The sequence below is a fragment of the Pseudomonas sp. B1-22 genome (assembly GCF_050474425.1).
In the GTDB taxonomy this organism is placed as follows: Bacteria; Pseudomonadota; Gammaproteobacteria; order Pseudomonadales; family Pseudomonadaceae; genus Pseudomonas.
Genome location: NZ_JBCHVH010000004.1, coordinates 173,316 through 196,752, shown reverse-complemented (window position 1 = coordinate 196,752; position 23,437 = coordinate 173,316). Strand labels below are relative to the sequence as shown.

At 67.3% G+C, this 23,437-nt stretch carries 14 protein-coding genes; 11 read left to right on the top strand and 3 right to left on the bottom strand.

Annotated elements, in window-relative coordinates; translation table 11 throughout:
• Positions 1 to 16 precede the first annotated feature (16 nt).
• The 5 genes from ACQ5BL_RS16440 to ACQ5BL_RS16420 all read left to right on the top strand — a co-directional run bounded on the left by ACQ5BL_RS16440 (position 17) and on the right by ACQ5BL_RS16420 (position 11,393).
• On the top strand, positions 17 to 8,362 hold the full coding sequence (locus ACQ5BL_RS16440; protein WP_243808001.1) for an Hpt domain-containing protein: 8,346 nt from the start codon (positions 17 to 19) through the stop codon (positions 8,360 to 8,362).
• Complete coding sequence (locus ACQ5BL_RS16435; RefSeq protein WP_207887058.1) at positions 8,355 to 9,386, top strand: chemotaxis protein CheB; 1,032 nt, start codon at positions 8,355 to 8,357, stop codon at positions 9,384 to 9,386. Before ACQ5BL_RS16440 ends, ACQ5BL_RS16435 begins: the two co-directional genes overlap by 8 nt.
• Positions 9,387 to 9,402: 16 nt before the next feature.
• Positions 9,403 to 9,903, top strand: a complete 501-nt coding sequence (locus tag ACQ5BL_RS16430; protein WP_207887057.1) for a chemotaxis protein CheW — start codon at positions 9,403 to 9,405, stop codon at positions 9,901 to 9,903.
• A 6-nt stretch (positions 9,904 to 9,909) separates the two neighbouring features.
• Positions 9,910 to 10,707, top strand: a complete 798-nt coding sequence (locus ACQ5BL_RS16425) for an AraC family transcriptional regulator (RefSeq protein ID WP_243807999.1) — start codon at positions 9,910 to 9,912, stop codon at positions 10,705 to 10,707.
• 74 nt (positions 10,708 to 10,781) lie between these two features.
• Positions 10,782 to 11,393, top strand: a complete 612-nt coding sequence (locus ACQ5BL_RS16420; RefSeq protein WP_243807997.1) for a LysE family transporter — start codon at positions 10,782 to 10,784, stop codon at positions 11,391 to 11,393.
• A gap of 282 nt (positions 11,394 to 11,675) precedes the next feature.
• Here ACQ5BL_RS16420 and ACQ5BL_RS16415 read toward each other — a convergent pair whose 3' ends face one another.
• Complete coding sequence (locus ACQ5BL_RS16415; protein WP_243807994.1) at positions 11,676 to 12,395, bottom strand: 16S rRNA (uracil(1498)-N(3))-methyltransferase; 720 nt, start codon at positions 12,393 to 12,395, stop codon at positions 11,676 to 11,678.
• Positions 12,396 to 12,459: 64 nt separating this feature from the next.
• Positions 12,460 to 13,863 (bottom strand): adenosylmethionine--8-amino-7-oxononanoate transaminase, encoded by a 1,404-nt coding sequence (locus tag ACQ5BL_RS16410; RefSeq protein ID WP_243807980.1) that lies wholly within the window; start codon positions 13,861 to 13,863, stop codon positions 12,460 to 12,462.
• 192 nt (positions 13,864 to 14,055) lie between these two features.
• Here ACQ5BL_RS16410 and ACQ5BL_RS16405 point away from each other — a divergent pair, with 192 nt between their 5' ends.
• From ACQ5BL_RS16405 to ACQ5BL_RS16395, 3 genes are all read left to right on the top strand, one after another.
• Positions 14,056 to 15,534: a flavin monoamine oxidase family protein gene (locus tag ACQ5BL_RS16405; RefSeq protein ID WP_243807978.1), complete on the top strand. Its 1,479-nt coding sequence runs from the start codon at positions 14,056 to 14,058 to the stop codon at positions 15,532 to 15,534.
• A 177-nt stretch (positions 15,535 to 15,711) separates the two neighbouring features.
• Entirely contained in the window at positions 15,712 to 16,266 is a 555-nt protein-coding gene (locus tag ACQ5BL_RS16400; RefSeq protein WP_243807975.1) for a cytochrome b, read from the top strand.
• Positions 16,267 to 16,293: 27 nt separating this feature from the next.
• On the top strand, positions 16,294 to 16,869 hold the full coding sequence (locus ACQ5BL_RS16395; protein ID WP_207887050.1) for a YceI family protein: 576 nt from the start codon (positions 16,294 to 16,296) through the stop codon (positions 16,867 to 16,869).
• Positions 16,870 to 16,950: 81 nt separating this feature from the next.
• Here ACQ5BL_RS16395 and ACQ5BL_RS16390 read toward each other — a convergent pair whose 3' ends face one another.
• On the bottom strand, positions 16,951 to 17,385 hold the full coding sequence (locus tag ACQ5BL_RS16390; RefSeq protein WP_207887049.1) for a MarR family transcriptional regulator: 435 nt from the start codon (positions 17,383 to 17,385) through the stop codon (positions 16,951 to 16,953).
• Between the two features lie 269 nt (positions 17,386 to 17,654).
• On the opposite strand from ACQ5BL_RS16390, the gene mexA reads away from it, so the two are divergent.
• Genes mexA through ACQ5BL_RS16375 form a run of 3 tightly spaced genes read left to right on the top strand, consistent with a single transcriptional unit; the run spans position 17,655 to position 23,421 of the window.
• A complete protein-coding gene (gene mexA / locus ACQ5BL_RS16385) occupies positions 17,655 to 18,812 on the top strand; it encodes a multidrug efflux RND transporter periplasmic adaptor subunit MexA (protein WP_207887048.1) in 1,158 nt (385 codons plus the stop codon).
• Between the two features lie 15 nt (positions 18,813 to 18,827).
• The gene (locus ACQ5BL_RS16380) at positions 18,828 to 21,971 is read left to right on the top strand and encodes an efflux RND transporter permease subunit (protein ID WP_207887047.1); all 3,144 of its coding nucleotides are present in this window, start codon (positions 18,828 to 18,830) and stop codon (positions 21,969 to 21,971) included.
• 1 nt (position 21,972) lies between these two features.
• Entirely contained in the window at positions 21,973 to 23,421 is a 1,449-nt protein-coding gene (locus ACQ5BL_RS16375; protein WP_243807973.1) for an AdeC/AdeK/OprM family multidrug efflux complex outer membrane factor, read from the top strand.
• Positions 23,422 to 23,437: the final 16 nt, after the last annotated feature.

The following is a 23,437-nucleotide window of genomic DNA, read 5'->3' as shown; positions in this document are numbered from 1 at the left end:
CATGAGTGGAGTGGCTATGGGTGATCGGCACGATTATGTCGCCCTGGAATGGGTGAAAGGCGAGATTGCCGAAACGCTCAAGCAGGCGCGACAGGCGCTCGAATCCTACGTCGAGAATCCCCAGGACCCGACGCGGATGGGCTTTTGCCTGGCCTATATCCATCAGGTGCGGGGCACCCTGCAGATGGTGGAGTTCTACGGCGCGGCATTGCTCGCCGAAGAAATGGAGCACCTGACCCAGGCATTGATCGACCAGCGCGTCACCCGCCAGGGCGAGGCCCTGGAAGTGCTGATGCAGGCCATCCTGCAGCTGCCGGTGTACCTGGACCGCATCCAGAGCGCCCGCCGCGACCTGCCGATGGTCGTGCTGCCGCTGCTCAACGACCTGCGCACCGCCCGCGGCGAGAAGCTGCTGTCGGAAACCAGCCTGTTCTCCCCCGACCTCTCCCGCACGGCGGCTGCGCTGTCGAGCGATGCCCTGGCGCGCCTGCGCACCGCCGAGTTCACGGCGCTGCTGCGCAAGCTGCGGCAGATGCTCCAGGTCGCCCTGGTGGGCGTTATCCGTAATCAGGACCTGCCGACCAACCTGGGCTACATGGCGCGCGTCTTCGCCCGCCTGGAGTCCGTGTGCAAGGACGCGCCGCTGGGTCGCCTGTGGGTGATCGCCTCGGCCATCGTCGAAGGCCTGGCCAACGGCAGCATCGCCAACGGCACCTCCATGCGCAACCTGCTGCGCCAGGTGGACCGCGAGTTCAAGCGCCTGGTCGACCAGGGCGCCGACGCGATGAACCAGCCGGCGCCGGATGAGCTGATCAAGAACCTGCTGTTCTACGTGGCCAAGGCCTCCGAGCAGTCGCCGCGTGTGCGCGCGGTGAAGGATGAGTACCGCCTGGACGACGCCCTGCCCGGCGCGGCGGTGGTCGACGAGGAACGCGCCCGCCTGGCCGGCCCGGACCGCGACGCCATGCGCTCGGTGGTCGGCGCGCTGTGCGAGGAGCTGGTGCGGGTCAAGGACAGCCTCGACCTCTTCGTGCGCAGCGACCGCAGCGCCATCGGCGAGCTGGAAAGCCTGCTGGCGCCGCTCAAGCAGATCGCCGATACCCTCGCGGTGCTGGGCTTCGGCCAGCCGCGCAAGGTCATCCTCGACCAGATCGAGGTGGTCGGCGCCCTGGCGCGCGGCCAGCGCAAGCCGGACGATGCGACCCTGATGGACGTGGCCGGCGCGCTGCTCTACGTCGAAGCGACCCTGGCCGGCATGGTCGGCCCGAGCGAAGCGCCGGGCAGCGAGGAAAGCCGCCTGCCGACCACCGATGTCGAGCAGATCCACCAGGTGGTGATCAAGGAAGCACGCAATGGCCTGGAGCTGGCCAAGGACGCGATCATCGAGTTCATTGCCTCGCAGTGGAACCACGAGCACCTGGCCCGCGTGCCGGAGCTGCTGACGCAAGTGCGCGGCGGTCTGGCGATGATCTCCCAGGAACGTGCGGCGAAACTGCTGGAATCCTGCAATCGCTACATCCAGGAGCAACTGCTGGTGCGCCAGGCCGTGCCGGACTGGCACAGCCTCGACACCCTGGCCGACGCCATGACCAGCGTCGAGTACTACCTCGAGCGCCTGTCCGAGGACCAGGGTAGCCAGGGCGACCTGATTCTCGACGTGGCCGAGGAGAGCCTGGAAAGCCTGGGTTACTCCCTCAAGCCGCGTCCGTCGATCCTCGATGCCGCCGAGCCGCCGGCTCCGGCACCGCTGGACAATCCGCTGGATGAAATCGACGTGCTTGCCAGCGCGGCCCTGGCCGTCGAGCCGGCGCCGCAGGAGGCGCCGAGCGCCCCGCTGGAAGCACTTGATGAACCGGTAGAAGAACTGCCCGTCGCCCCTGTGGACGATTTCAGTGCCTTGTCGTCGTTCGATGAATCGAGTCTCGGCGAACCCCAGGCCGAAGCGCCGGCCTTCGAGCCGCTGCAGCTCGACAGCGAACTGCCGGCTGCCGAGCCGGTGGCCGATCTGGGCGCCTGGTCGCTGGATGAGCCTGAGGCAACCTTGCCGGCCGAACCTGCCGGCTTGAGCCTGGAAGCATCCGAGGAGGCCCAGCCCCAAGAGCCGGCCTGGACGCTGGACGATATCGTCGAGCCCGTAACCCCGGAAGAGAATCTCTGGGAAACGCTCGACCTGAGCGCCGAGCCCGCCCAGCCCGAACCGAACGGGACGCTTGAGCCTGTCGGCGAAAGCGCCCCCGCCGAAGAAGAGGACTGGCTGAGCCACGACCTGAGCCTGTCGCCGACCGAACCGGCGGCACCGCTGGTCCTGGACGAGCTCCCGGCTATGCCTGAGCCGACCTCGGCTGCACCGGTAGACGAGCTGAGCTGGGACATCGCCGAGTTACCCGTCGCCGAGCCGTCTGCCGCTGAGCAAGCGCTGGTGAGCGACGACAACTGGACCCTTGGCGAGCTGCCGGAAACGCCCGCCCTGGCCGAAGACGTCGACCTGAGCCTCGATGCGCCGCTGGCGCCGGACGAACTCCCCGCCGTCACCGAGCCGGCCTCGGCCACTCCTGCGGATGAGCTGAGCTGGGACATTTCCGAGCTGCCCACCGCCGAGCTGCCTGCCGCTGAGCAAGCGCTGGTGAGCGACGACAACTGGACCCTCGGCGAGCTGCCGGAAACGCCCGCCCTGGCCGAAGGTGTCGACCTGAGCCTGGACGCGCCGCTGGCTCTGGACGAGCTCCCGGGCACCCTGGAGTCGGTTGCGGCCGCTTCCACCGCGCCGGCGAACGAACTGAACTGGGACGTCGAGCTGCCCGCCGCCGAGCCGCCTGTCGCCGAGCAAGCGCTGGTGAGTGACGACAACTGGACCCTGGCCGAGCTGTCCGAGACGCCCGCCCTGGCCGAGGGCGTTGACCTGAGCCTGGATGCGCCGCTGGCGCTGGACGAACTCCCCGCCGCCATCGAGCCGACCCCGGCTGCGCCAATCGACCTGGCGGACGAACTGAGCTGGGATGTCGAGCTGCCCGCCGCTGAACAGCCGCTGGTGAGCGACGACAACTGGACCCTGGGCGAGCTGTCCGAGACACCCGCCCTGGCCGAAGGCATCGACTTCAGCCTGGATGCGCCGCTGGAGTTGGAAGCCCTGGCCGCCGACAGCGTCGATGAACCCCTCGCTCCGGCAGAAGGCTGGAACGAGCTGGATATCGCCGACCTCGACCTGCCGGAAGTCGAGCTGCCGGGACCGCCTCCCGTGGTGGAGCCGGTTGCCGAGCGACCGATGTCCATCGCCGAGGTGATGGCCACGCCGACCCAGGCCATCAATCCGCCCGCGCAGGACGTGCCGCCGAGCCTGCTGCCGCCGCCGGCCGACGAAGAGCCGATGGATGACGAGCTGCGCGAAGTCTTCATCGAAGAAGCCGCCGAGGTGCTGGAAACCATTGGCGAACACCTGCCGGCCTGGCTGGCGAACGCCGACGAGCGCGACGCGCTGAGCGAAATCCGCCGCGCCTTCCACACCCTCAAGGGCAGCGGCCGCATGATCCGCGCGCTGATCATCGGCGAGCTGGCCTGGTCCATCGAAAACCTGCTCAACCGCGTGCTCGACCGCAGCATCATCACCACGCCGGCCGTGCACCAGGTCGTGCAGGACGTGGTCGCGCTGATGCCGGAGCTGGTCGAGGAATTCGCCGCCAATGCCCAGCGCCAGCGCGACGATGTCGACCGCCTGGCCGCCACCGCCCACGCCCTGGCCAAGGGACAGCCGGTGCCGCCGCCCGGCGGCGGACAGCCCGAATCCGCCGCTGACGCCTGCGTCGAGGACGCGAGCGCGCCGGTTGCGGCGAGCAGCATCGAGGCCGAGGGCGAAAGCCTCGACCCGCAGCTGCTGGAAATCTTCCGCAACGAGGCGGAAACCCATCTGGAAACCCTGGTGGGCTTCCTCGCCGACTGCGCACAACAACTGCCGCAGCCGGTGACCGACGACCTGCAACGCGCCCTGCACACCCTCAAGGGTAGCGCGCACATGGCCGGTATCCTGCCGATCGCCGAAATCGCCACGCCGCTCGAACGGCTGATGAAGGAGTTCAAGACCAACCTGCTGCAGATCGACCTGCGCGAGGCCGAGCTGCTGCACGGCGCCGAGCGTCTGTTCCGTGTCGGTCTGGAGCAGTTGGTGGAAGGTCGCCCGCTGGCGCCCATCGACGGCAGCGCCGAACTGCTGGCACGCATCGCCCAACTGCACCAGGAACGCCTGGAGGCCGCCGAGGCTAAGCGTCGCGGCGAGAGCGGCGAGGGCAGCGGCAGCGATCCACAGCTGATCGGCGTGTTCCTCGCCGAGGGCATGGACATCCTGCTGGACGCCGAGGACCTGCTGCGGCGCTGGCGCGAACACCCACAGGAGCGCCAGGAACTGGGCGCCCTGCACGACGAGCTGGAAACCCTCAGCCGCGGTGCGCAAATGGCCGAGCTGCCGCAGATGGCCGAGCTGGCCGACGCGCTGCTGGCGGTCTATGGCGCGGTGCAGCAGGGGCAGCTGGAGGTGGGCGAGGCCTTCTTCAGCGCCGCCGAAGAGGCCCATGAAGCGCTGATCGGGATGATGGACCAGGTGGCCGCGGCACTGCAGGTCAGTGCCCGCCCGGAACAGGTCGAAGCGCTGCGCCGCCTGCTGGACTCGGTGACCGAGCCGGGCGAGTCGGAAGAAGACTTCGTCGACCTGGAGAGCCTGACCGCCGACGACTTCCCCGCCGAGGACGAGGAGTTCCTCCTCGACACCCGGCCCGTGGCCGAGGAAGACTTGCCCGACGGCCTGAGCTGGCCGCCGCGCACTGACAGCGCCGAGCAGGCGCAGCGCGCCGATGACGACGAAGTCATCACCGCCGCCGACCCGCGCCCGCACCTGGCGCCGCAGCATCCGCCGCAGGCGCTGGACGAGGAAATGGTCGCGATCTTCCTCGAAGAGGCGGTGGACATCCTGGACAACGCCGGCCAGGCGCTGGACAAGTGGCTGAAGTCGCCCGAGGCCCTGGCGCCCCTGTCGACGCTGCAGCGCGACCTGCACACCCTCAAGGGGGGCGCGCGCATGGCTGAGATCCGCGAGATCGGCGACCTGTCCCATGAACTCGAATCGCTTTACGAAGGGCTGGTGGATCACCGCTTCCAGCACAGCCCCGCGTTGGGCGACCTGCTGCGCACCTGCCACGACCGCCTGGCGACCCAGCTCGACCAGTTGCAGGCCGGCCAGGCCCTGAGCGACCCGACTGACCTGGTGCAGACCATTCGCACCTTTCGGCAGAATCCCTCCGCCGGGCTGAGCGCTCTGCTGGCCGAGGCTCCGCTCGACGCGGACGTCGAGGCGGAGCAGCAGCCGGCGGCGCCGGAGATCGAACTGGAACTGCCCGCCGAGCCCGAGCTGGAAACCGACGCCGAGCCGGCGCCGGCCGCGCTGCCGGAAGTCGACCTGCAGTCCTTCCTCGACGAGGCCGAGGCGCAGAGCGTCGAAGTCCCGCAGGAGTCTGCTCCCGGCCCGGTTGCCGGGGCTGGCTACGAACTGGACGACGAGCACGACCAGGAGCTGGTGGAAATCTTCCTCGAGGAAGGTTTCGACATCCTCGAAAGCTCCTCCGGTGCCTTGCAGCGCTGGATGGAAAACGTCGACAACAGCGTCGAACTGGAGGCTTTGCAGCGGGATCTGCACACCCTCAAGGGCGGCGCGCGGATGGCCGAGATCCGCCCCATTGGCGACCTCGCCCACGAACTGGAATTCCTCTACGAAGGCCTCTGCGGCGGGCGCCTGCGCGCCAGCCCCACGCTCTTCGAACTGCTGCAGCGTTGCCACGACCGTCTCGCCGAGATGCTCGAGGCCGTCCAGGGGCACCGCCGGATACCGGAGGGCGACTCGTTGATCGAGGCGATCCGCCGATTTCGCGCAAACCCCGACGAGCAACTGAGCATCCCCAGCAGTGTCAGCCTGCAGGCGCTGAGCGCCGAGCCGAGCCTGCCGGAGGGGCCGGAAGCGGACATCCTCGACATCTTCCTCGAAGAGGCCGACGACCTCCTCGACGCCATGGAGCAGGCCCTGGGTCGGTGGGACGCCGAACGCGAGAACGGTGCGCTGGACGAGCTGCTGCGCATCCTCCACACCCTCAAGGGCGGTGCGCGCCTGGCCGGCCAGGCTGGCCTGGGCGACCTGGCCCACGACCTCGAACAGCATCTGTCCGAGGCCCAGCAGCAGGGCGCACCCTGGCCGGAAAGCCTGCTGCTGGACGTGCAGTCCGGCTTCGAAGGGCTGCAGTCCGAAGTCGATCAGCTGCGTCAGCACCTGGGCGACACCGACGAGGTGGCCGCCGTCGAGCTGGCGCCCCCTGCGCCCGAAGCTCCGCTCCCGCCGGCCCTGCCGAGCGTGCTGCCGGAGGCCATCATGGCCGCCACCGTGCCGCAGCGCGTCGAAGCCCCGGTGGTACTGCCGTTCGTCCGACGCGCCCAGGAGGCTGCCCAGGAAGCGGCGGCCCGCCGCGCGCCGCAGGAACTGGTGAAAGTCCCCGCGCAGTTGCTGGAAGGCCTGGTCAACCTCGCCGGTGAGACCTCCATCTTCCGTGGCCGCGTCGAGCAGCAGGTGAGCGACGTCGGTTCGACCCTGACGGAAATGGAAGCCACCATCGAGCGGGTGCGCGACCAGTTGCGCCGCCTCGACACCGAGACCCAGGCGCAGATCCTCTCGCGCCACCAGGCCGACGCCGAGCGCGCCGGCTACGAAGACTTCGACCCGCTGGAAATGGACCGCTACTCGCAGCTGCAGCAGCTCTCTCGCGCGCTGTTCGAGTCCGCGTCCGACCTGTTCGACCTGAAGGAAACCCTGGCCGCGAAGAACCGCGATGCCGAGACCCTGCTGCTGCAACAGGCGCGGGTCAACACCGAGCTGCAGGAAGGCCTGATGCGCACCCGCATGGTGCCCTTCGACCGCCTGGTGCCGCGCCTGCGCAGGATCGTCCGGCAAGTGGCGAACGAGCTGGGCAAGCAGGTGGAGTTCGTGGTCAGCAACGCCGAAGGCGAAATGGACCGTACCGTGCTCGAACGCATCGTCGCGCCGCTGGAGCACATGCTGCGCAACGCGGTGGACCACGGCATCGAGTCCGGCGAGGTGCGCCGCCAGGCCGGCAAGCCGGAAGTCGGCACCATCCGCCTGACCCTCGGCCGTGAGGGTGGCGACATCCTCCTGACCCTGGGCGACGACGGTGGCGGCATCCGCCTCGACGCGGTGCGGCGCAAGGCCATCGAGCGTGGCCTGATGACCGAGGACAGCGACCTGACCGACCACGAGGTGCTGCAGTTCATCCTCGAGGCCGGCTTCAGCACCGCCGAGAAGATCACCCAGATTTCCGGCCGTGGCGTCGGCATGGACGTCGCCGCGTCCGAAGTGAAGCAGCTGGGTGGCTCCATCAGCATCCACTCGACGCTGGGCGAGGGCACGCACTTCAACATCCGTCTGCCGTTCACCGTATCGGTGAACCGTGCACTGATGGTGCTTTCCGGCGAAGACCTGTACGCCCTGCCGCTGAACACCATCGAAGGCATCGTGCGGGTTTCCCCCTTCGAGCTGGAGGCGCTCTACGAGCAGGCCGCGGCCGAGGGCGGCGCCTCGCCACGCTTCGAATACGCAGGCCAGGACTACGAACTGAAGTACCTGGGCGACCTGCTCAACAACGGCCAGCACCCGAAGCTTGTAGGCCAGTCGCTGCCGCTGCCGGTGATCCTGGTGCGCTCGGCGGACCACGCCGTGGCGGTGCAGGTCGACGCCCTGGCGGGCTCCCGCGAAATCGTGGTGAAGGGCCTCGGCGCGCAGTTCGCCGGGGTGGCCGGCATCTCCGGCGCGACCATCCTCGGTGACGGCCGCGTGGTGGTGATTCTCGACCTGCTGGCAACCATCCGGGTACGCCATGCCCACGCCCTGCAGGCGCAGCCGCGCCGTCAGCTGGCCGGCCCGGCGGTGGCGGAAGTCGAGCACCAGCGCCCGACCCTGGTCATGGTGGTGGACGACTCGGTGACCGTGCGCAAGGTCACCAGCCGCCTGCTGGAGCGCAACGGCATGAACGTGCTCACCGCCAAGGACGGGGTGGACGCCATCGCCCAGTTGCAGGACCACAAGCCCGACATCATGCTGCTGGACATCGAGATGCCGCGCATGGACGGCTTCGAAGTGGCGACCCTGGTGCGCCACGACGAACAACTCAAGGACCTGCCGATCATCATGATCACCTCGCGTACCGGTGAGAAACACCGCGACCGCGCCCTGGCGATCGGCGTCAACCAGTACCTGGGCAAGCCGTACCAGGAGACTGAACTGCTGGAGAGCATCCTGAGCCTGGTGAAGACCCATGTCTGAGCAGAGTACGCCGCGCATCGCGGTCATCGCCGATACCTCCCTGCAACGCCACGTGCTGGCGCAGGCCCTGGCCGGCCACGGCTACCAGGTGGTGCTCAATGCCGACCCGGCGCGCCTGGACGGCGAGCAGCTGGACGCCTGCGAGACCGACCTGTGGCTGGTGGACCTGGCGCAGCAGGAGGACTCGCCCCTGGTGGACAACCTGCTGGAGCAGTCGCGGATTCCCGTGCTGTTCGGCGAGGGCCATGCGCCGGAGCGGCATTCCGAACATTACCCGCGCTGGGAGCGGCGGCTGGTGTCCAAGCTGCGCAAGCTGGTGGGCGACCCCAGCGCCGGCGTCGGCCGCAGCCTCGCGGCGCTGCTCGACGAAGCGCAGCGGCCGACCCGCGTAACGCTGCCCGACGACTTGGCTGCCTCCCCGCTGAAAGCCGGCGAGCCGGCCTCGCAGGTCTGGCTGCTGGCGGCCTCGATGGGTGGCCCGGCGGCGGTCAAGGCCTTCCTCGACGCGCTGCCCGGTGCCCTGCCGGTCGGCTTCCTCTACGCCCAGCACATCGACCCGGCGTTCGAGGCCAGCCTGCCCCAGGCGGTCGGCCGGCACAGCCAGTGGCATGTGAATACCGTGCGCGACGGCGACCCGGTGCGTTGCGGCGAAGTGGTGGTGGTGCCGATCAGCCAGGAGCTGGGCTTCGACGACGAAGCGCGGATGCGCGTCCTCGACCGTCCCTGGCCGGAGCCGTACAGCCCCTCGGTCGACCAGATGATGCTCAACCTGGCCCAGCAGTATGGCGAGCGTTGCGGCGTGATCGTCTTCAGCGGCATGTGCAGCGACGGCAGCGCGGCGGCGGCCTACGTGCGCCGGCAGGGCGCGGAAATCTGGACCCAGCGCGCCGAAAGCTGTGCCTGTTCGAGCATGCCCGACAGCCTGCGCGAGGGCGGCTACAGCACGCTGACCGCCGACCCGCGCGAGCTCGCGGCGGCGCTGGTCAACCATCTGGCCGCGCAATGCGTGGCCGAAGTGACGTGAAAGCTGGAGTGGTGCGATGAGTGATCTTTCCGTGGTCAAGGAAGGCGGCCAACCCGCCGCGGCGGCCAACACCGCGCCGGCGAGCCTGACCGGCCTGCTGGTGCCGCTGGCCGACCGCAACCTGCTGCTGCCCAACGTGGCGGTGGCCGAGCTGATCACCTACCGCGCGCCGCATCCGGTGGATGGCCTGCCGTCTTGGTACCTGGGCCAGGTGGCCTGGCGCGACCTGCGCCTGCCGCTGCTGTCCTTCGAGGCGGCCTCCGGCGGCCAGACCGAAGTCAGCGCCGGCGCCCGGGTGCTGGTGCTCAACGCCCTTGGCGGGCGCGCCAACGTCAAGTTCCTGGCCTTGCTGGTACAGGGGATTCCGCGCTCGCTGAAGATCGGCGCCGACCTCAAGCGCGCCGACGTGCCGCTGGCGCCGCTGGAGCTGGACGCGGTGGACCTGGGCGACGAGCAGGCGCGTATTCCCGACCTGGTCGCGCTGGAACAGAAGCTGGCCGACTCCGGCCTGATCTGATTCGTTATGGGCGGCCTGCGACTCGCGCAGCTGGGCGATGAGCCCGGCTTCGAGGTGGCCAGCGCCGTGCTCGGCGGTCACTCTTTCGAGCGCCACAGCCACGATGAATTCGTCATCAGCGCCAACCTGCGCGGCGAGGAGCGCGTGTGGCTGGACGGCCGCACCTTCGACGCCGGCCCCGGCGCCATCACCAGCTACAACCCCGGTCAGATCCAGGGCGGTGGTGTCGCCGAAGGGCAACCCTGGCAGTTCGTCAGCCTTTACCTCGCGCCCGATCAGTTGGCCGCGATGCTCGGCCTGCGGTGCCTGGAGTTCGAGCGTCCCACGGAGCGGCTTCCCGCCCTGGCCGGTGCCCTGGCCGACGCCGTCGAGCGTGTGCTGGGTCAGGACGCTTTCGTTCGCCAGCGCGGCGAGGAGCGCCTGACGCTGCTGCTCGCCGAGATCGCCCGTGCCATGGGCGTGCGTCTGCCGCGGGAAAGCGCCGAGAGTCGTGGGCGCATCACCGATCTTCAGGAGTGGCTGGCCGCCGACCTGGCGCGACAACCCGGCCTCGACGAGATGGCGGCCTATCTCGGGCTGTCGAGATTCCACCTGCTGCGCAGCTTCCAGAAACAGGTGGGTCTGAGTCCCCGGCAGTGGGCGATGCAGCTGCGCACCCGCCGTGCCCAGGCGTTGCTGCGCGCGGGCCTGCCGGCCACCGAGGTGGCGCACGAACTGGGCTTCGCCGACCAGAGCCATCTGAACCGGCATTTCCGCGCGGCCTATGGCGTGTCGCCGGGAAACTTCCAGCGCGCGCTGCGCTGAGCAATCCGGTTCAAGTGCGGCGGCCGTTGCCCGGGCAAACTCGCGTCATCGCCATCCTGTTCGAGAGCTGATCCATGACCCTGTTCTTCGCCGCGCTGCTGTTCGGCATCGTCTTCTGCCTGTCCCCCGGTGCCGTGCTGGCCGAAACCCTGCGCCGTGGCCTGAAGGGCGGCTTCCGCCCGGCGCTGCTGGTGCAGTTCGGCTCGCTGATCGGTGACGCAGTGTGGGCGCTGATCGGCCTGACCGGGCTGGCGCTGCTGCTGGGGCACGAGACCCTGCGCCTGCCGCTGACCCTGGCCAGCGCGGCTTACCTGGCCTGGCTGGGTGTACAGAGCCTGCGCGATGCCCGTCGCGTCGGTGTGGTGGAGGAGGGCGAAAGCGCTGAGCACAACGCCGGGGCCTTCGCTTCCGGGGCCATGCTGTCGCTGTCGAATCCGAAGAACGTCGTCTACTGGGGCGCGCTCGGCGGCGCGATGGCCGGGTTGGTGGACGGCGTGCCGACGCTGCGCGACTCGCTGGTGTTCTTCGCCGGGTTCATGACCGCGTCGGTGCTGTGCTGCTTCTTCTGCGCGGCGCTGGTGGACTGGCTGCGGCGCAATGCCTCGCCGAGATGGCATCGGGTGAGCCACGGGCTGTGCGGGGTGGTGTTGCTGGTGCTGGCGGGGTTGGCGTTGCGGGGAATTTGAGCGGCGTTGATTGCCGGATGGTTCGGTGCGTGGGCGGTTCGCGAGCAAGCTCGCTCCTACGAAGAGCGCATTGGGCTAACCGGCTACCTGTAGGAGCGAGCTTGCTCGCGAACCTGCTTGGCATCGGCGCTGCCGGTTTCCCTCACCCCAGCCCTCTCTCAAGGGGAGAGGGGACCGTTCGGTGCAGGTGGAAAACGCGGTATCAGCCGGCACATTCTGCTCCCTCTCCCCCTGGGAGAGGGCTGGGGTGAGGGGCTCTTGGTCCAGCGCAGAACCTTGGCCTTAGAAATCACCCCAAAGCTGCTGCGCCACGCTCAGCGCCACCACCGGAGCGGTCTCGGTGCGCAACACGCGCGGTCCCAGTCGCGCCGCATGGAAACCGGCGCCCTTGGCCTGCTCCACTTCCGCGTCGCTCAAGCCGCCTTCCGGGCCGATCAGGAAAGCCAGGCTTGCCGGCTTGTCATGGCTGGTCAGCGGTTCGGCTACCGGGTGCAGCACGAGTTTCAGCTGCGCCTCGCAGCTCTCCAGCCACTCGACGAGGGTGACCGGCGCGTTGAGCACCGGCAGCACCGAGCGGCCGCACTGTTCGCAGGCGCTGATCGCCACCTGGCGCCAGTGGGCCATGCGCTTGTCGGCGCGTTCGTCCTTCAGGCGCACTTCGCAGCGCTCGCTGACGATCGGGGTGATCTGGCTGGCGCCCAGTTCGGTGGCCTTCTGGATCGCCCAGTCCATGCGCTCGCCGCGGGACAGGCCCTGGCCCAGGTGCACGCGCAGCGGCGATTCGGCCTGGCCGTCGAAGACTTCGCGCAGTTCCACGCGGACGTTCTTCTTGCCCACTTCGATCAGTTCGCCCAGGTATTCGCGGCCCGAGCCGTCGAACAGCTGCACGGCGTCGCCGGCCGTATGGCGCAGCACGCGGCCGATGTAGTGGGCCTGGGCTTCGGGCAGCTCGTGCTGGCCGAGGGAGAGCGGGGCGTCGATAAAGAAGCGGGAAAGGCGCATGGCGATGTCGAACTGAAGGGGAAAGCGGCAAGCTTAAAGCTTTCGGCCTGCCGCTTGTAGCCGATCAGCCCGGATCGCGATGCTCGGGGAAGCGTTCGCTGACCGCCACGCTCACGCTGTCGCGGGTGGCGAGGTCGATGCCTTCGCTGGCGACCTCGGCGAGGAAGTCGATCTGCTCGGGAGTGATGATGTAGGGCGGCAGGAAGTACACCACGCTGCCCAGCGGGCGCAGCAGCGCGCCGCGCGTAAGACCATGCTGGAAGACCTTCAGGCCGCGGCGCTCCTGCCAGGGGTAGGCGGTTCTGGTCGCCTTGTCCTGGACCATCTCGATGGCGAGGATCATGCCGGTCTGGCGGATTTCCGAGACGTGCGGGTGGTCGGCCAGGTGCGCGGTGGCGCTGGCCATTTTCTCCGCCAGGGCCTTGTTGGCCTCGATGACGTTGTCCTGTTCGAAGATGTCCAGGGTCGCCAGGGCGGCGGCGCAGGCCAGCGGGTTGCCGGTGTAGGTGTGCGAGTGGAGGAAGGCGCGCAGGGTGGCGTAGTCGTCGTAGAAGGCCTGGTAGACCTTGTCGGTGGTGAGCACCGCGCTCATCGCCAGGTAGCCGCCGGTCAGCGCCTTGGACAGCACGAGGAAGTCCGGCGTGATGCCGGCCTGCTCGCAGGCGAACATGGTGCCGGTGCGGCCGAAGCCGACGGCGATCTCGTCGTGGATCAGGTGCACGCCGTAGCGGTCGCAGGCCTCGCGCAGCAGCTTGAGGTACACCGGGTGGTACATGCGCATGCCGCCGGCGCCCTGCACCAGCGGCTCGACGATGACCGCCGCCACCTCTTTATGGTGCTGCTCAAGCGCCTGCTCCATGGCGGCGAACATCGTCCGCGAATGTTCTTCCCAGCTCACGCCTTCGGGGCGCAGGTAGCAGTCGGGGGTCGGCACCTTGATGGTGTCCATCAGCAGCGACTTGTAGGTCTCGGTGAACAGTGCCACGTCGCCCACCGACATCGCCGCCACGGTTTCGCCGTGGTAGCTGTTGGTCAGGGTAATGAAGCGCTTCTTCTCCGGCTGGCCGAGGTTGTGCCAGTAGTGGTAGCTCATCTTCAGCGCCACTTCGATGCCGGCCGAGCCGCTGTCGGCGTAGAACACCCGGGAGAAACCGGCCGGCGCCAGGCGCAGCAGGCGCTCGGACAGCTCGATGACCGGCTGGTGGCTGAAACCGGCGAGGATCACGTGTTCCAGCTGGTCCACCTGGTCCTTGATGCGCTGGTTGATGCGCGGGTTGGCGTGGCCGAACACGTTGACCCACCAGGAGCTGACCGCGTCCAGGTAGCGCTTGCCTTCGAAGTCCTCCAGCCAGATGCCTTCGCCCCGGCGGATGGGGATCACCGGCAGGCGTTCGTGGTCTTTCATCTGGGTGCAGGGGTGCCACAGCACCTGGAGATCACGTTGCATCCACTCGGCATTCAGGCCCATGGGCTGTTCCTCAAAAATGATGGCGAGTCCTACTGTCGACTCGCCCGGATCGGGCAAGCCTATTCAATGCACCTGAGATGAACAAGGACACGTCCTACGACACATGCTGCAGCTCGCCGACCAAGACAGCTATTCGCTTTTCGGGCGCTCACGTATGCTTCGCGCCTTTGCACTTTTCTGGGGATCTGGTCGATGAAGATGGGATGGCTGCGCGCGGCTGCGCTGGTCGCTCTGGGGGCGTTCAGCGCGGTGGCGCTGGGCAAGGACAAACAACCGACGGCCATCGTGATCGGCGGCGGTCTCGCCGGCCTTTCCTCGGCCTACGAGCTGCAGCAGGCCGGCTGGCAGGTCACCCTGCTCGAAGCCAAGCCGCAGGTGGGCGGCCGTTCGGGGCTGGCCACCAGCGAGTGGATCGGCAACACCAAGGTACAGCCGACCCTCAATGGCTACCTGGATACCCTGAAGGTGAAATCGGTGCCGGCGCCGGACTTCGTCCGTACCCCGAGCTACCTGATCGACGGCGTCTACTACAGCAGCTCCGACCTCAAGGAGAAGATGCCGGCCGTGGCCGCCGATCTCGAGCGCTTCGAGAAATCGCTGGACGACCTCTCGGCGTCCATCGACGATCCGCTCAACCCGCTGGCGACCAAGACCACCCAGGCCCTGGATGCGCTGACGGTCGCCCGCTGGCTGGACAAGCTGAACCTGTCGCCGACTGCGCGCCTGCTGGTCAACCAGCGCATCCGGTCCCGCTACGAGGAGCCTTCGCGCCTGTCGCTGCTGTTCCTCGCCCAGCAGGGCCGCGTCTATCGCAACGTCGATGACCGCGACATGCGTGCGGCGCGCCTGCCCGGCGGCAGCCAGGCGCTGGCCGAGGCCTTCGCCAAGCAGCTCAAGACCATCAAGACCAACGCCAAGGTCACCGGCATCACCCAGGACAAGGATGGCGTGACCGTCAAGGTCGGTGCCACGGGCTATTCCGCCGATTACGTGGTGCTGACCGTTCCGCTCGCGGCTGTCGGCAAGATCCCGATGACCCCGGGCCTGAGTGCACAGCAGCAGTCTTCGATTGCCAACATGCCGTATGCCTGGCGCGACCAGATCCTGATGAAGTTCAAGCGCCCGGTATGGGACGACAAGACCCGTCTGTCCGGCGAGATCTTCAGCGACCAGGGCCTGGGCATGATCTGGGTGGAGCCCGCGGTCAAGGGCGGTGCCAACGTGCTGATCAACCTGTCCGGCGACAACGCCCGCGTGATGCAGGCCTTCGGCGACCGCCAGGTGCTGGAGCAGGTGCTGATCCGCATGAACAAGTACTACCCGAAGATGCGCGGCGCCTACAACGGCTATGAAATGCGCCGCTACAGCACCGATGCGGGCACCGCCGGCTCCTACGTCACCTATGGACCGGGCGATGTCAGCAGCTTCTGGCGCGTCTGGGAGCGTCCGGTTGGCCGTGTGGCGTTTGCCGGCGAGCACACCGATGCACTCTATCCGGGCACCATCGAAGGCGCACTGCGCAGCGGCAAGCGCGCGGCGAGCCAGGTGCGCGACCTGCAGGCTGGCAAGACCCCGGTCGTGGAAACCCAGGCGACCACTCCGGGTTCGAGCAGCAAGCCCGGCGACGCCAAGGGCGAGAAGAAGGGCATCCTGTCCTGGCTGCCGTTCTGACCGGAAGCGTTCCATCCACAATGCCGGCGAAAGCCGGCATTGTCGTTTTCGGGCTCTGGCACGCCCGTTTCACCGGCGATCTATCTTGTGTGTCGATGTTTCAAAGCAGGATTTTCCGCTTTTATTCGATGGATTTGCCGCTAGTCTTGGTCCTCCGTTTTTCAAGGATGTCGATCGATGCAATGGCGTAATTCCCCCTCCCGCTACGGACTGGTCAGCCTGTTCCTGCACTGGGGCAGTGCGCTGGTGGTCTTCGGCCTGTTCGGCCTGGGCCTGTGGATGCGTGAGCTGGACTACTACGACAGCTGGTACCACCGCGCTCCGGAAATCCACAAAGGCATCGGCATCCTGCTGCTCATCGCGCTGTTCCTGCGCCTGCTCTGGCGCTTCGTCAGCCCGCCGCCGCCGGCCCCGGCCAGCCACGGCCAGCTGACCCGCCAGGCGACCAAGCTGGGCCACCTCGCCCTGTATGTCCTGTTGTTTGCTGCAATGATCGCCGGCTACCTGATCTCCACCGCCGAAGGTAAGCCGATCAGCGTGTTCGGCTGGTTCGACGTGCCCGCCACCCTGAGCGGGCTGCCCGACCAGGCCGATGTCGCGGGCGTCATCCACCTGTACCTGGCCTGGGCGCTGGTGGTGCTGGCCGTGCTGCACGCCCTGGCGGCCCTCAAACATCACTTCATCGATCGCGACGCCACGCTGACCCGCATGCTCGGCCGCGCCGCGAAGTAAAAACCTCACTCATAGGGAGATTGTTCAATGCTGAAGAAGACCTTCGCCGCGCTGGCCCTGGGCACTGCGCTGTTCTCCGCCGGCCAGGCCATGGCCGCGGACTACAAGATCGACAAGGAAGGCCAGCACGCCTTCATCGAGTTCCGCATCAAGCACCTGGGCTACAGCTGGCTGTATGGCCGCTTCGACGACTTCGACGGCGCCTTCACCTTCGACGAGAAGAACCCGGCCGCCGACAAGGTCAAGGTCACCATCAACACCAACAGCGTGAACTCCAACCACGCCGAGCGTGACAAGCACCTGCGCAGCGCGGACTTCCTCAACGTCGCCAAGAACCCGACCGCGACCTTCGAGTCCACCGGCGTGAAGGCCGAGGGCAAGAACGCCGAGATCACCGGCAACCTGACCCTGAACGGCGTGACCAAGCCGGTCACCATCAAGGCCGAACTGGTTGGCCAGGGCGACGACCCGTGGGGCGGCTACCGCGCCGGCTTCATCGGTACCACCACCCTGAAGCTGAAGGACTTCAACATCCAGCGCGACCTCGGCCCGGCTTCCCAGGAAGTGGAGCTGACCCTGTCGGTCGAAGGGGTGCGTCAGTAAGACGCGATACTGCGAAAACGCCGGCGAATGCCGGCGTTTTCGTTTGTGCGCCTTGGAGCCTGTTCACGATCTCGCAGGTTCTTACTCCGGGCGGCCGGTCAGGCACTGCTGGAGCAGGCGGGTGAGCAGCTGTTGCTGCGCGTCGTCGAGGGGCGCGAACAGATCGTCATGGGTTCGTGCGAGGATGGCCTGGGTACGCGCTTCGGTGATCCGCCCGGCCTCGGTGAGGAACAGCTGGAAGCTGCGTTGGTCGCCGGGGTTGCGTTCGCGGCGGACCAGCCCCAGTGCTTCCATCTCGCGAATCTTGCGGGTGACCAGTGCCTTGTCGCGGCACAGACGGCGGCCCAGGGTCTGCAGGCTCTGGCCGGCATCGGCGCCGATCAGCTCGAGCAGGCGGATATCCGGCGGTGCAAGGTCGATACCCTCGGCGCACAGCTGGTCCTGAACGCTTTCGCGCAGGTGGTCGAAAACCAGCCTCAGGGCTTGTGGCAGCTCGGGATTCACGGTGTGGGTCATTGGCGCGGTCACGGTAAACGGAATGTAAATCCGGTTGATTGGATCAACCATTTTTTCGTATTTTAGTTGATGTTATCAACTTTGTGCTGCACGACCTGCGCCTTGCGGGAAACCTACTGCGATATCGGCAAACGGCTAAATCGTTTCAGTAGGTTTCCCTCAAGGCTTTCGGACGTTTACAAACAGAACTGAACGTAAGTATTTTTGCCCGCTTTTCCGGACCGGCACGCCCAGCGCCCCCGGATGTTTTGCTCATGAGGAACAACGATATGCAACGAAAGCCAGCCATGCGCGCCCTGGTTCCGGCCCTGCTCGTCGCCATGGCCACCCTTGCCGGCTGTGACAAGAGCCAGGCGCCGCAGGAGAAGCCGGTCCCCGAAGTCGGGGTGGTGACCCTGCAGGCGCAGGAAGTGGCTCTGAGCACCGAGCTGCCCGGCCGGACCACTGCCTATCGCATCGCCGAAGTTCGCCCGCAGGTGAACGGCATCATCCTCAAGCGCCTGTTCAAGGAAGGCAGCGACGTCAAGGAAGGCCAGCAGCTGTACCAGATCGATCCGGCCACTTATGAAGCCACCCTGCAAAGCGCCGAGGCCACCCTGGTCTCCACCCAGCAGCAGGCCGATCGCTACCGCGAGCTGGTGAAGGACGAGGCGGTGAGCAAGCAGCAGTACGCCGACGCGCAGGCGGCCTACCTGCAGGCCAAGGCCACGGTGGACAGCGCCAAGATCAACGTGCGCTACACCAAGGTCTACTCGCCGATCTCCGGCCGTATCGGCCGCTCCACGGTTACCGAAGGCGCGCTGGTACAGAATGGCCAGGCCACGGCGATGGCCACCGTGCAGCAGCTGGACCCGATCTATGTCGACGTGACCCAGCCCTCCACCTCGCTGATCCGCCTGCGCCGCGAGCTGGCCGCCGGGCAGCTGGAGAAGGCCGGCGACAACGCCGCCAAGGTCAAGCTGTACCTGGAGGACGGCTCGGAGTACCCGATCGAGGGCAAGCTGGAGTTCTCCGAAGTCTCGGTCGACCAGGGCACCGGCTCGGTCACCGTGCGTGCGATCTTCCCCAACCCGAACAAGGAGCTGCTGCCGGGCATGTTCGTCCATGCGCAGCTGCAGGAAGGCGTGAAGAAGCAGGCCATCCTCGCGCCGCAGCAGGGCGTGACCCGCGACTTCCGTGGCCAGGCCACCGCACTGGTGCTGGGTGCTGGCGACAAGGTCGAGCAGCGCACCCTCAAGGCCGAGCGCACCGTTGGCGCCTACTGGCTGGTCAGCGAGGGCCTGAAGCCCGGCGACCGCCTGATCACCGAAGGCCTGCAGTTCGTCCAGCCGGGCGCCCAGGCCAAGGCCGTACCCGCGAAGAACGTGGCGCCCACCGCCGGTGCCGCCGACAAGCCCGCCGCCGCACAGCCGGCCAAGCAGGGTTAATCAAGGGGATTTGTAATGTCGAAGTTTTTCATTGACCGGCCCATCTTCGCCTGGGTGATCGCCCTGGTGATCATGCTGGCGGGCGGTCTGTCGATCCTCAAGCTGCCGGTGAACCAGTACCCGGCCATCGCACCGCCGGCCATCGCCATCCAGGTCGCCTACCCGGGCGCCTCCGCCGAAACGGTGCAGGACACCGTGGTGCAGGTGATCGAGCAGCAGATGAACGGTCTCGACCATCTGCGCTACATCTCCTCGGAGTCCAACTCCGACGGCAGCATGACCATCACCGTGACCTTCGACCAGGGCACCAGCCCTGACATCGCCCAGGTCCAGGTGCAGAACAAGCTGCAGCTGGCCACGCCGCTCCTGCCGCAGGAAGTGCAGCAGCAGGGCATCCGCGTGACCAAGGCGGTGAAGAACTTCCTGATGGTGGTCGGCGTCGTCTCCACCGACGGCAGCATGACCAAGGAAGACCTGTCGAACTACATCGTTTCCAACATCCAGGACCCGCTGTCGCGGACCGCCGGTGTGGGCGACTTCCAGGTGTTCGGTTCGCAGTACGCCATGCGCATCTGGCTGGACCCGGCCAGGCTCAACAGCTACCAGATGACCCCGGGCGACGTGAAGGCGGCGATCCAGGCGCAGAACGTGCAGATCTCCTCCGGCCAGCTGGGCGGCCTGCCCGCGGTCAAGGGCCAGCAGCTCAACGCCACCATCATCGGCAAGACCCGCCTGCAGAGCGCCGAGCAGTTCAAGGAAATCCTCCTCAGGGTCAACGCCGACGGCTCCCAGGTTCGCCTGAAGGACGTCGCCGACGTGGCCCTGGGCGGCCAGGACTACAGCATCAACGCCCAGTTCAACGGCAAGCCGGCCTCGGGTATCGCGATCAAGCTGGCCACCGGCGCCAACGCGCTGGATACCGCCAAGGCGATCCGCTCCACCCTCAAGACCCTGGAGCCGTTCTTCCCGCAGGGCATGAAGATCGTCTACCCGTACGACACCACCCCGGTGGTCTCCGCCTCCATCCATGAGGTGGTGAAGACCCTGGGCGAGGCGATCCTGCTGGTGTTCCTGGTGATGTACCTGTTCCTGCAGAACTTCCGCGCCACGCTGATCCCGACGATCGCCGTGCCGGTGGTGCTGCTGGGCACCTTCGGCGTGCTCGCCGCCTTCGGCTTCTCGATCAATACCCTGACCATGTTCGGCATGGTGCTGGCGATCGGCCTGTTGGTGGACGACGCCATCGTGGTGGTGGAGAACGTCGAGCGGGTGATGGCCGAGGAGGGCCTGTCGCCCAAGGAAGCCGCGCGCAAGTCCATGGGCCAGATCCAGGGCGCGCTGGTGGGGATCGCCCTGGTGCTCTCGGCGGTGTTCCTGCCGATGGCCTTCTTCGGCGGCTCCACCGGCGTGATCTACCGCCAGTTCTCCATCACCATCGTCTCGGCCATGGCCCTGTCGGTGCTGGTGGCCCTGATCCTGACCCCGGCGCTCTGCGCCACCATGCTCAAGCCCATCGAGAAGGGCGACCACGGCGAGCACAAGCGCGGTTTCTTCGGCTGGTTCAACCGCATGTTCCTCTCCACCACCCACGGCTACGAGCGTGGCGTGTCGTCGATTCTCAAGCACCGCATCCCGTACCTGCTGATGTACGTGCTGATCCTGGGCGGCATGGTCTACCTGTTCACCCGCATTCCCACCGCGTTCCTCCCCGACGAGGACCAGGGCGTGCTGTTCGCCCAGGTACAGACCCCGGCCGGCTCGTCCGCCGAGCGTACCCAGGTGGTGGTGGACTCCATGCGCGAGTACCTGCTGGACAAGGAAAGCAGCTCGGTGGCTTCGGTGTTCACCGTAACCGGCTTCAACTTCGCCGGCCGCGGCCAGAGCTCGGGCATGGCGTTCATCATGCTCAAGCCATGGGAAGAGCGTCCGGGCGCGGATAACAGCGTGTTCGCCCTTGCCCAGCGCGCGCAGAAGCATTTCTTCACCTTCAAGGATGCGATGGTGTTCGCCTTCGCCCCGCCGGCGGTACTCGAACTGGGTAACGCCGTGGGCTTCGACATCTTCCTCCAGGACCAGGCCGGTGTCGGTCACGACGTGCTGATGCAGGCGCGCAACCAGTTCCTCGGTCTTGCCGCGAAGCATCCGGCGCTGCAACGCGTGCGTCCCAACGGCCTGAACGACGAACCGCAGTACAAGCTGCTGATCGACGACGAGAAGGCCAGCGCGCTGGGTGTCTCCCTCGCTGACATCAACAGCACCCTGTCCATCGCCTGGGGTTCGAGCTACGTCAACGACTTCATCGATCGTGGCCGGGTGAAGAAGGTCTACCTGCAGGGGCGCCCGAATGCGCGGATGAGCCCGGAAGACCTGGAGAAGTGGTACGTGCGCAACGACAAGGGCGCGATGGTGCCGTTCAGTGCCTTCGCCAGCGGCGAGTGGAGCTACGGCTCGCCCAAGCTGGCGCGCTACAACGGCGTGCCGGCCATGGAAATCCTCGGTGAACCGGCTCCGGGCCGCAGTACCGGTGAGGCCATGGCGGCGGTCGAGGAGATCGTCCAGCAACTGCCCAAGGGCGTCGGCTACGCCTGGACCGGCCTGTCCTACGAGGAGCGCCTGTCCGGCTCCCAGGCACCGGCGCTCTATGCCCTGTCGCTGATCGTGGTGTTCCTGTGCCTGGCGGCGCTGTACGAGAGCTGGTCGATTCCGTTCTCGGTGATGCTGGTGGTGCCGCTGGGTGTGATCGGTGCGCTGCTGGCGACCTCCATGCGCGGCCTGTCCAACGACGTGTTCTTCCAGGTGGGCCTGTTGACGACCATCGGCCTGTCGGCGAAGAACGCGATCCTCATCGTGGAGTTCGCCAAGGAGCTGCACGAGCGCGAGGGCAAGCGCATCGTCGATGCGGCCATCGAGGCGTGCCGGATGCGTTTGCGTCCGATCGTCATGACCTCCCTGGCGTTCATCCTCGGCGTGGTGCCGCTGGCGATTTCCTCCGGTGCAGGCTCGGGCAGCCAGCACGCGATTGGTACCGGCGTGATCGGCGGCATGGTCACTGCGACCGTCCTGGCGATCTTCTGGGTGCCGTTGTTCTATGTGGTGGTGAGCACCCTGTTCAAGGACGCCGCGTCCAAGGAACAGGAAGCCACCGAGAAGGGCCATTGATATGAGAAAGTCCCTCTTGTCCCTTGCGATCGCCGCCGGCGTGTTGTCCGGCTGCTCGCTGATCCCCGACTACGAGCGCCCCGAGGCGCCCGTGGCCGCGGCCTACCCGCAGGGCGAAGCCTACGATGCGGCGAAACCGGCCAACGCCGGCGCTGACATCGGCTGGCGCGAGTTCTTCAAGGACCCGCAGCTGCAGCTTCTGGTCGAAGTGTCGCTGGAGAACAACCGCGACCTGCGCGTCGCCGCGTTGAACATCGAAGCCTACCGGGCGCAGTACCGCATCCAGCGGGCCGACCTGTTCCCGGCGGTGGATGCCAACGCCAGCGGCTCGCGCCAGCACGTGCCGGGCGATCTGTCGCAGACCGGTCACTCGACCATCACCAGCCAGTACGGCGCGACCCTGGGCGTCACCGCCTGGGAAGTCGACCTGTTCGGCCGCCTGCGTGCCCTGCGCGACCAGGCACTGGAAACCTACTTCGCCAGCGAACAGGCACGCCGCAGCACCCAGACCAGCCTGGTGGCCAACGTCGCCAACGCCTACCTCACGCTGCGTGCCGACCAGGCCCAGCTGGAGCTGGCCCGCAACACCCTGGCGACCTACCAGAAAAGCTACGACCTGACCAAGCGCAGCCACGAGGTGGGTGCCGCCTCGGCACTGGACCTGGCCCAGGCGCAGACCTCGGTGGAGCGTGCCCGCGCGATCTCGACGCAGTACACGCGCCTGGTCGCCCAGGACCAGAATGCCCTGGTGCTGCTGCTCGGCTCCGGCCTGCCGGCCGATCTGCCCAAGGGCGGCGATCTGTCCGACGACCTGTTGGCCACCGTACCGGCGGGCCTGCCGTCCGACCTGCTGCAACGTCGCCCGGACATCATCCAGGCCGAGCACCAGCTCAAGGCCGCTAACGCCAACATCGGCGCGGCGCGTGCGGCGTTCTTCCCGCGCATCAGCCTGACCGCCAACGCCGGCAGCCTGAGTCCGGACCTTTCCGGGCTGTTCGACGGCGGTTCCGGCAGCTGGCTGTTCCAGCCGTCCATCAGCCTGCCGATCTTCAATGCCGGCGCCCTGCAGGCCAGCCTGGACCTGGCGAAGGTGCAGAAGGACATCAACGTGGCGCAGTACGAGAAAGCCATCCAGACGGCCTTCTCCGAAGTCGCCGACGGCCTCGCCGCCCGCGGTACCTTCGGCGAGCAGCTGCAGGCGCAGCGGGCGCTGGTGGATGCCAGCGACCGCTACTATCGCCTGGCCGATCATCGCTACCGCACCGGGGTGGACAACTACCTGACCCTGCTCGATGCCCAGCGCTCGCTGTACAGCGCTCAGCAGCAGCTGATCAGCGACCGCCTGAACCAGCTGACCAGCGAGGTGAACCTGTACAAGGCCCTCGGTGGCGGCTGGAGCGAAAGCGCGGCGCAAGCCAAGCCGATCTCCAACGAGGCGCCGCAAGGCTGATCGTTACTGGTTGGAA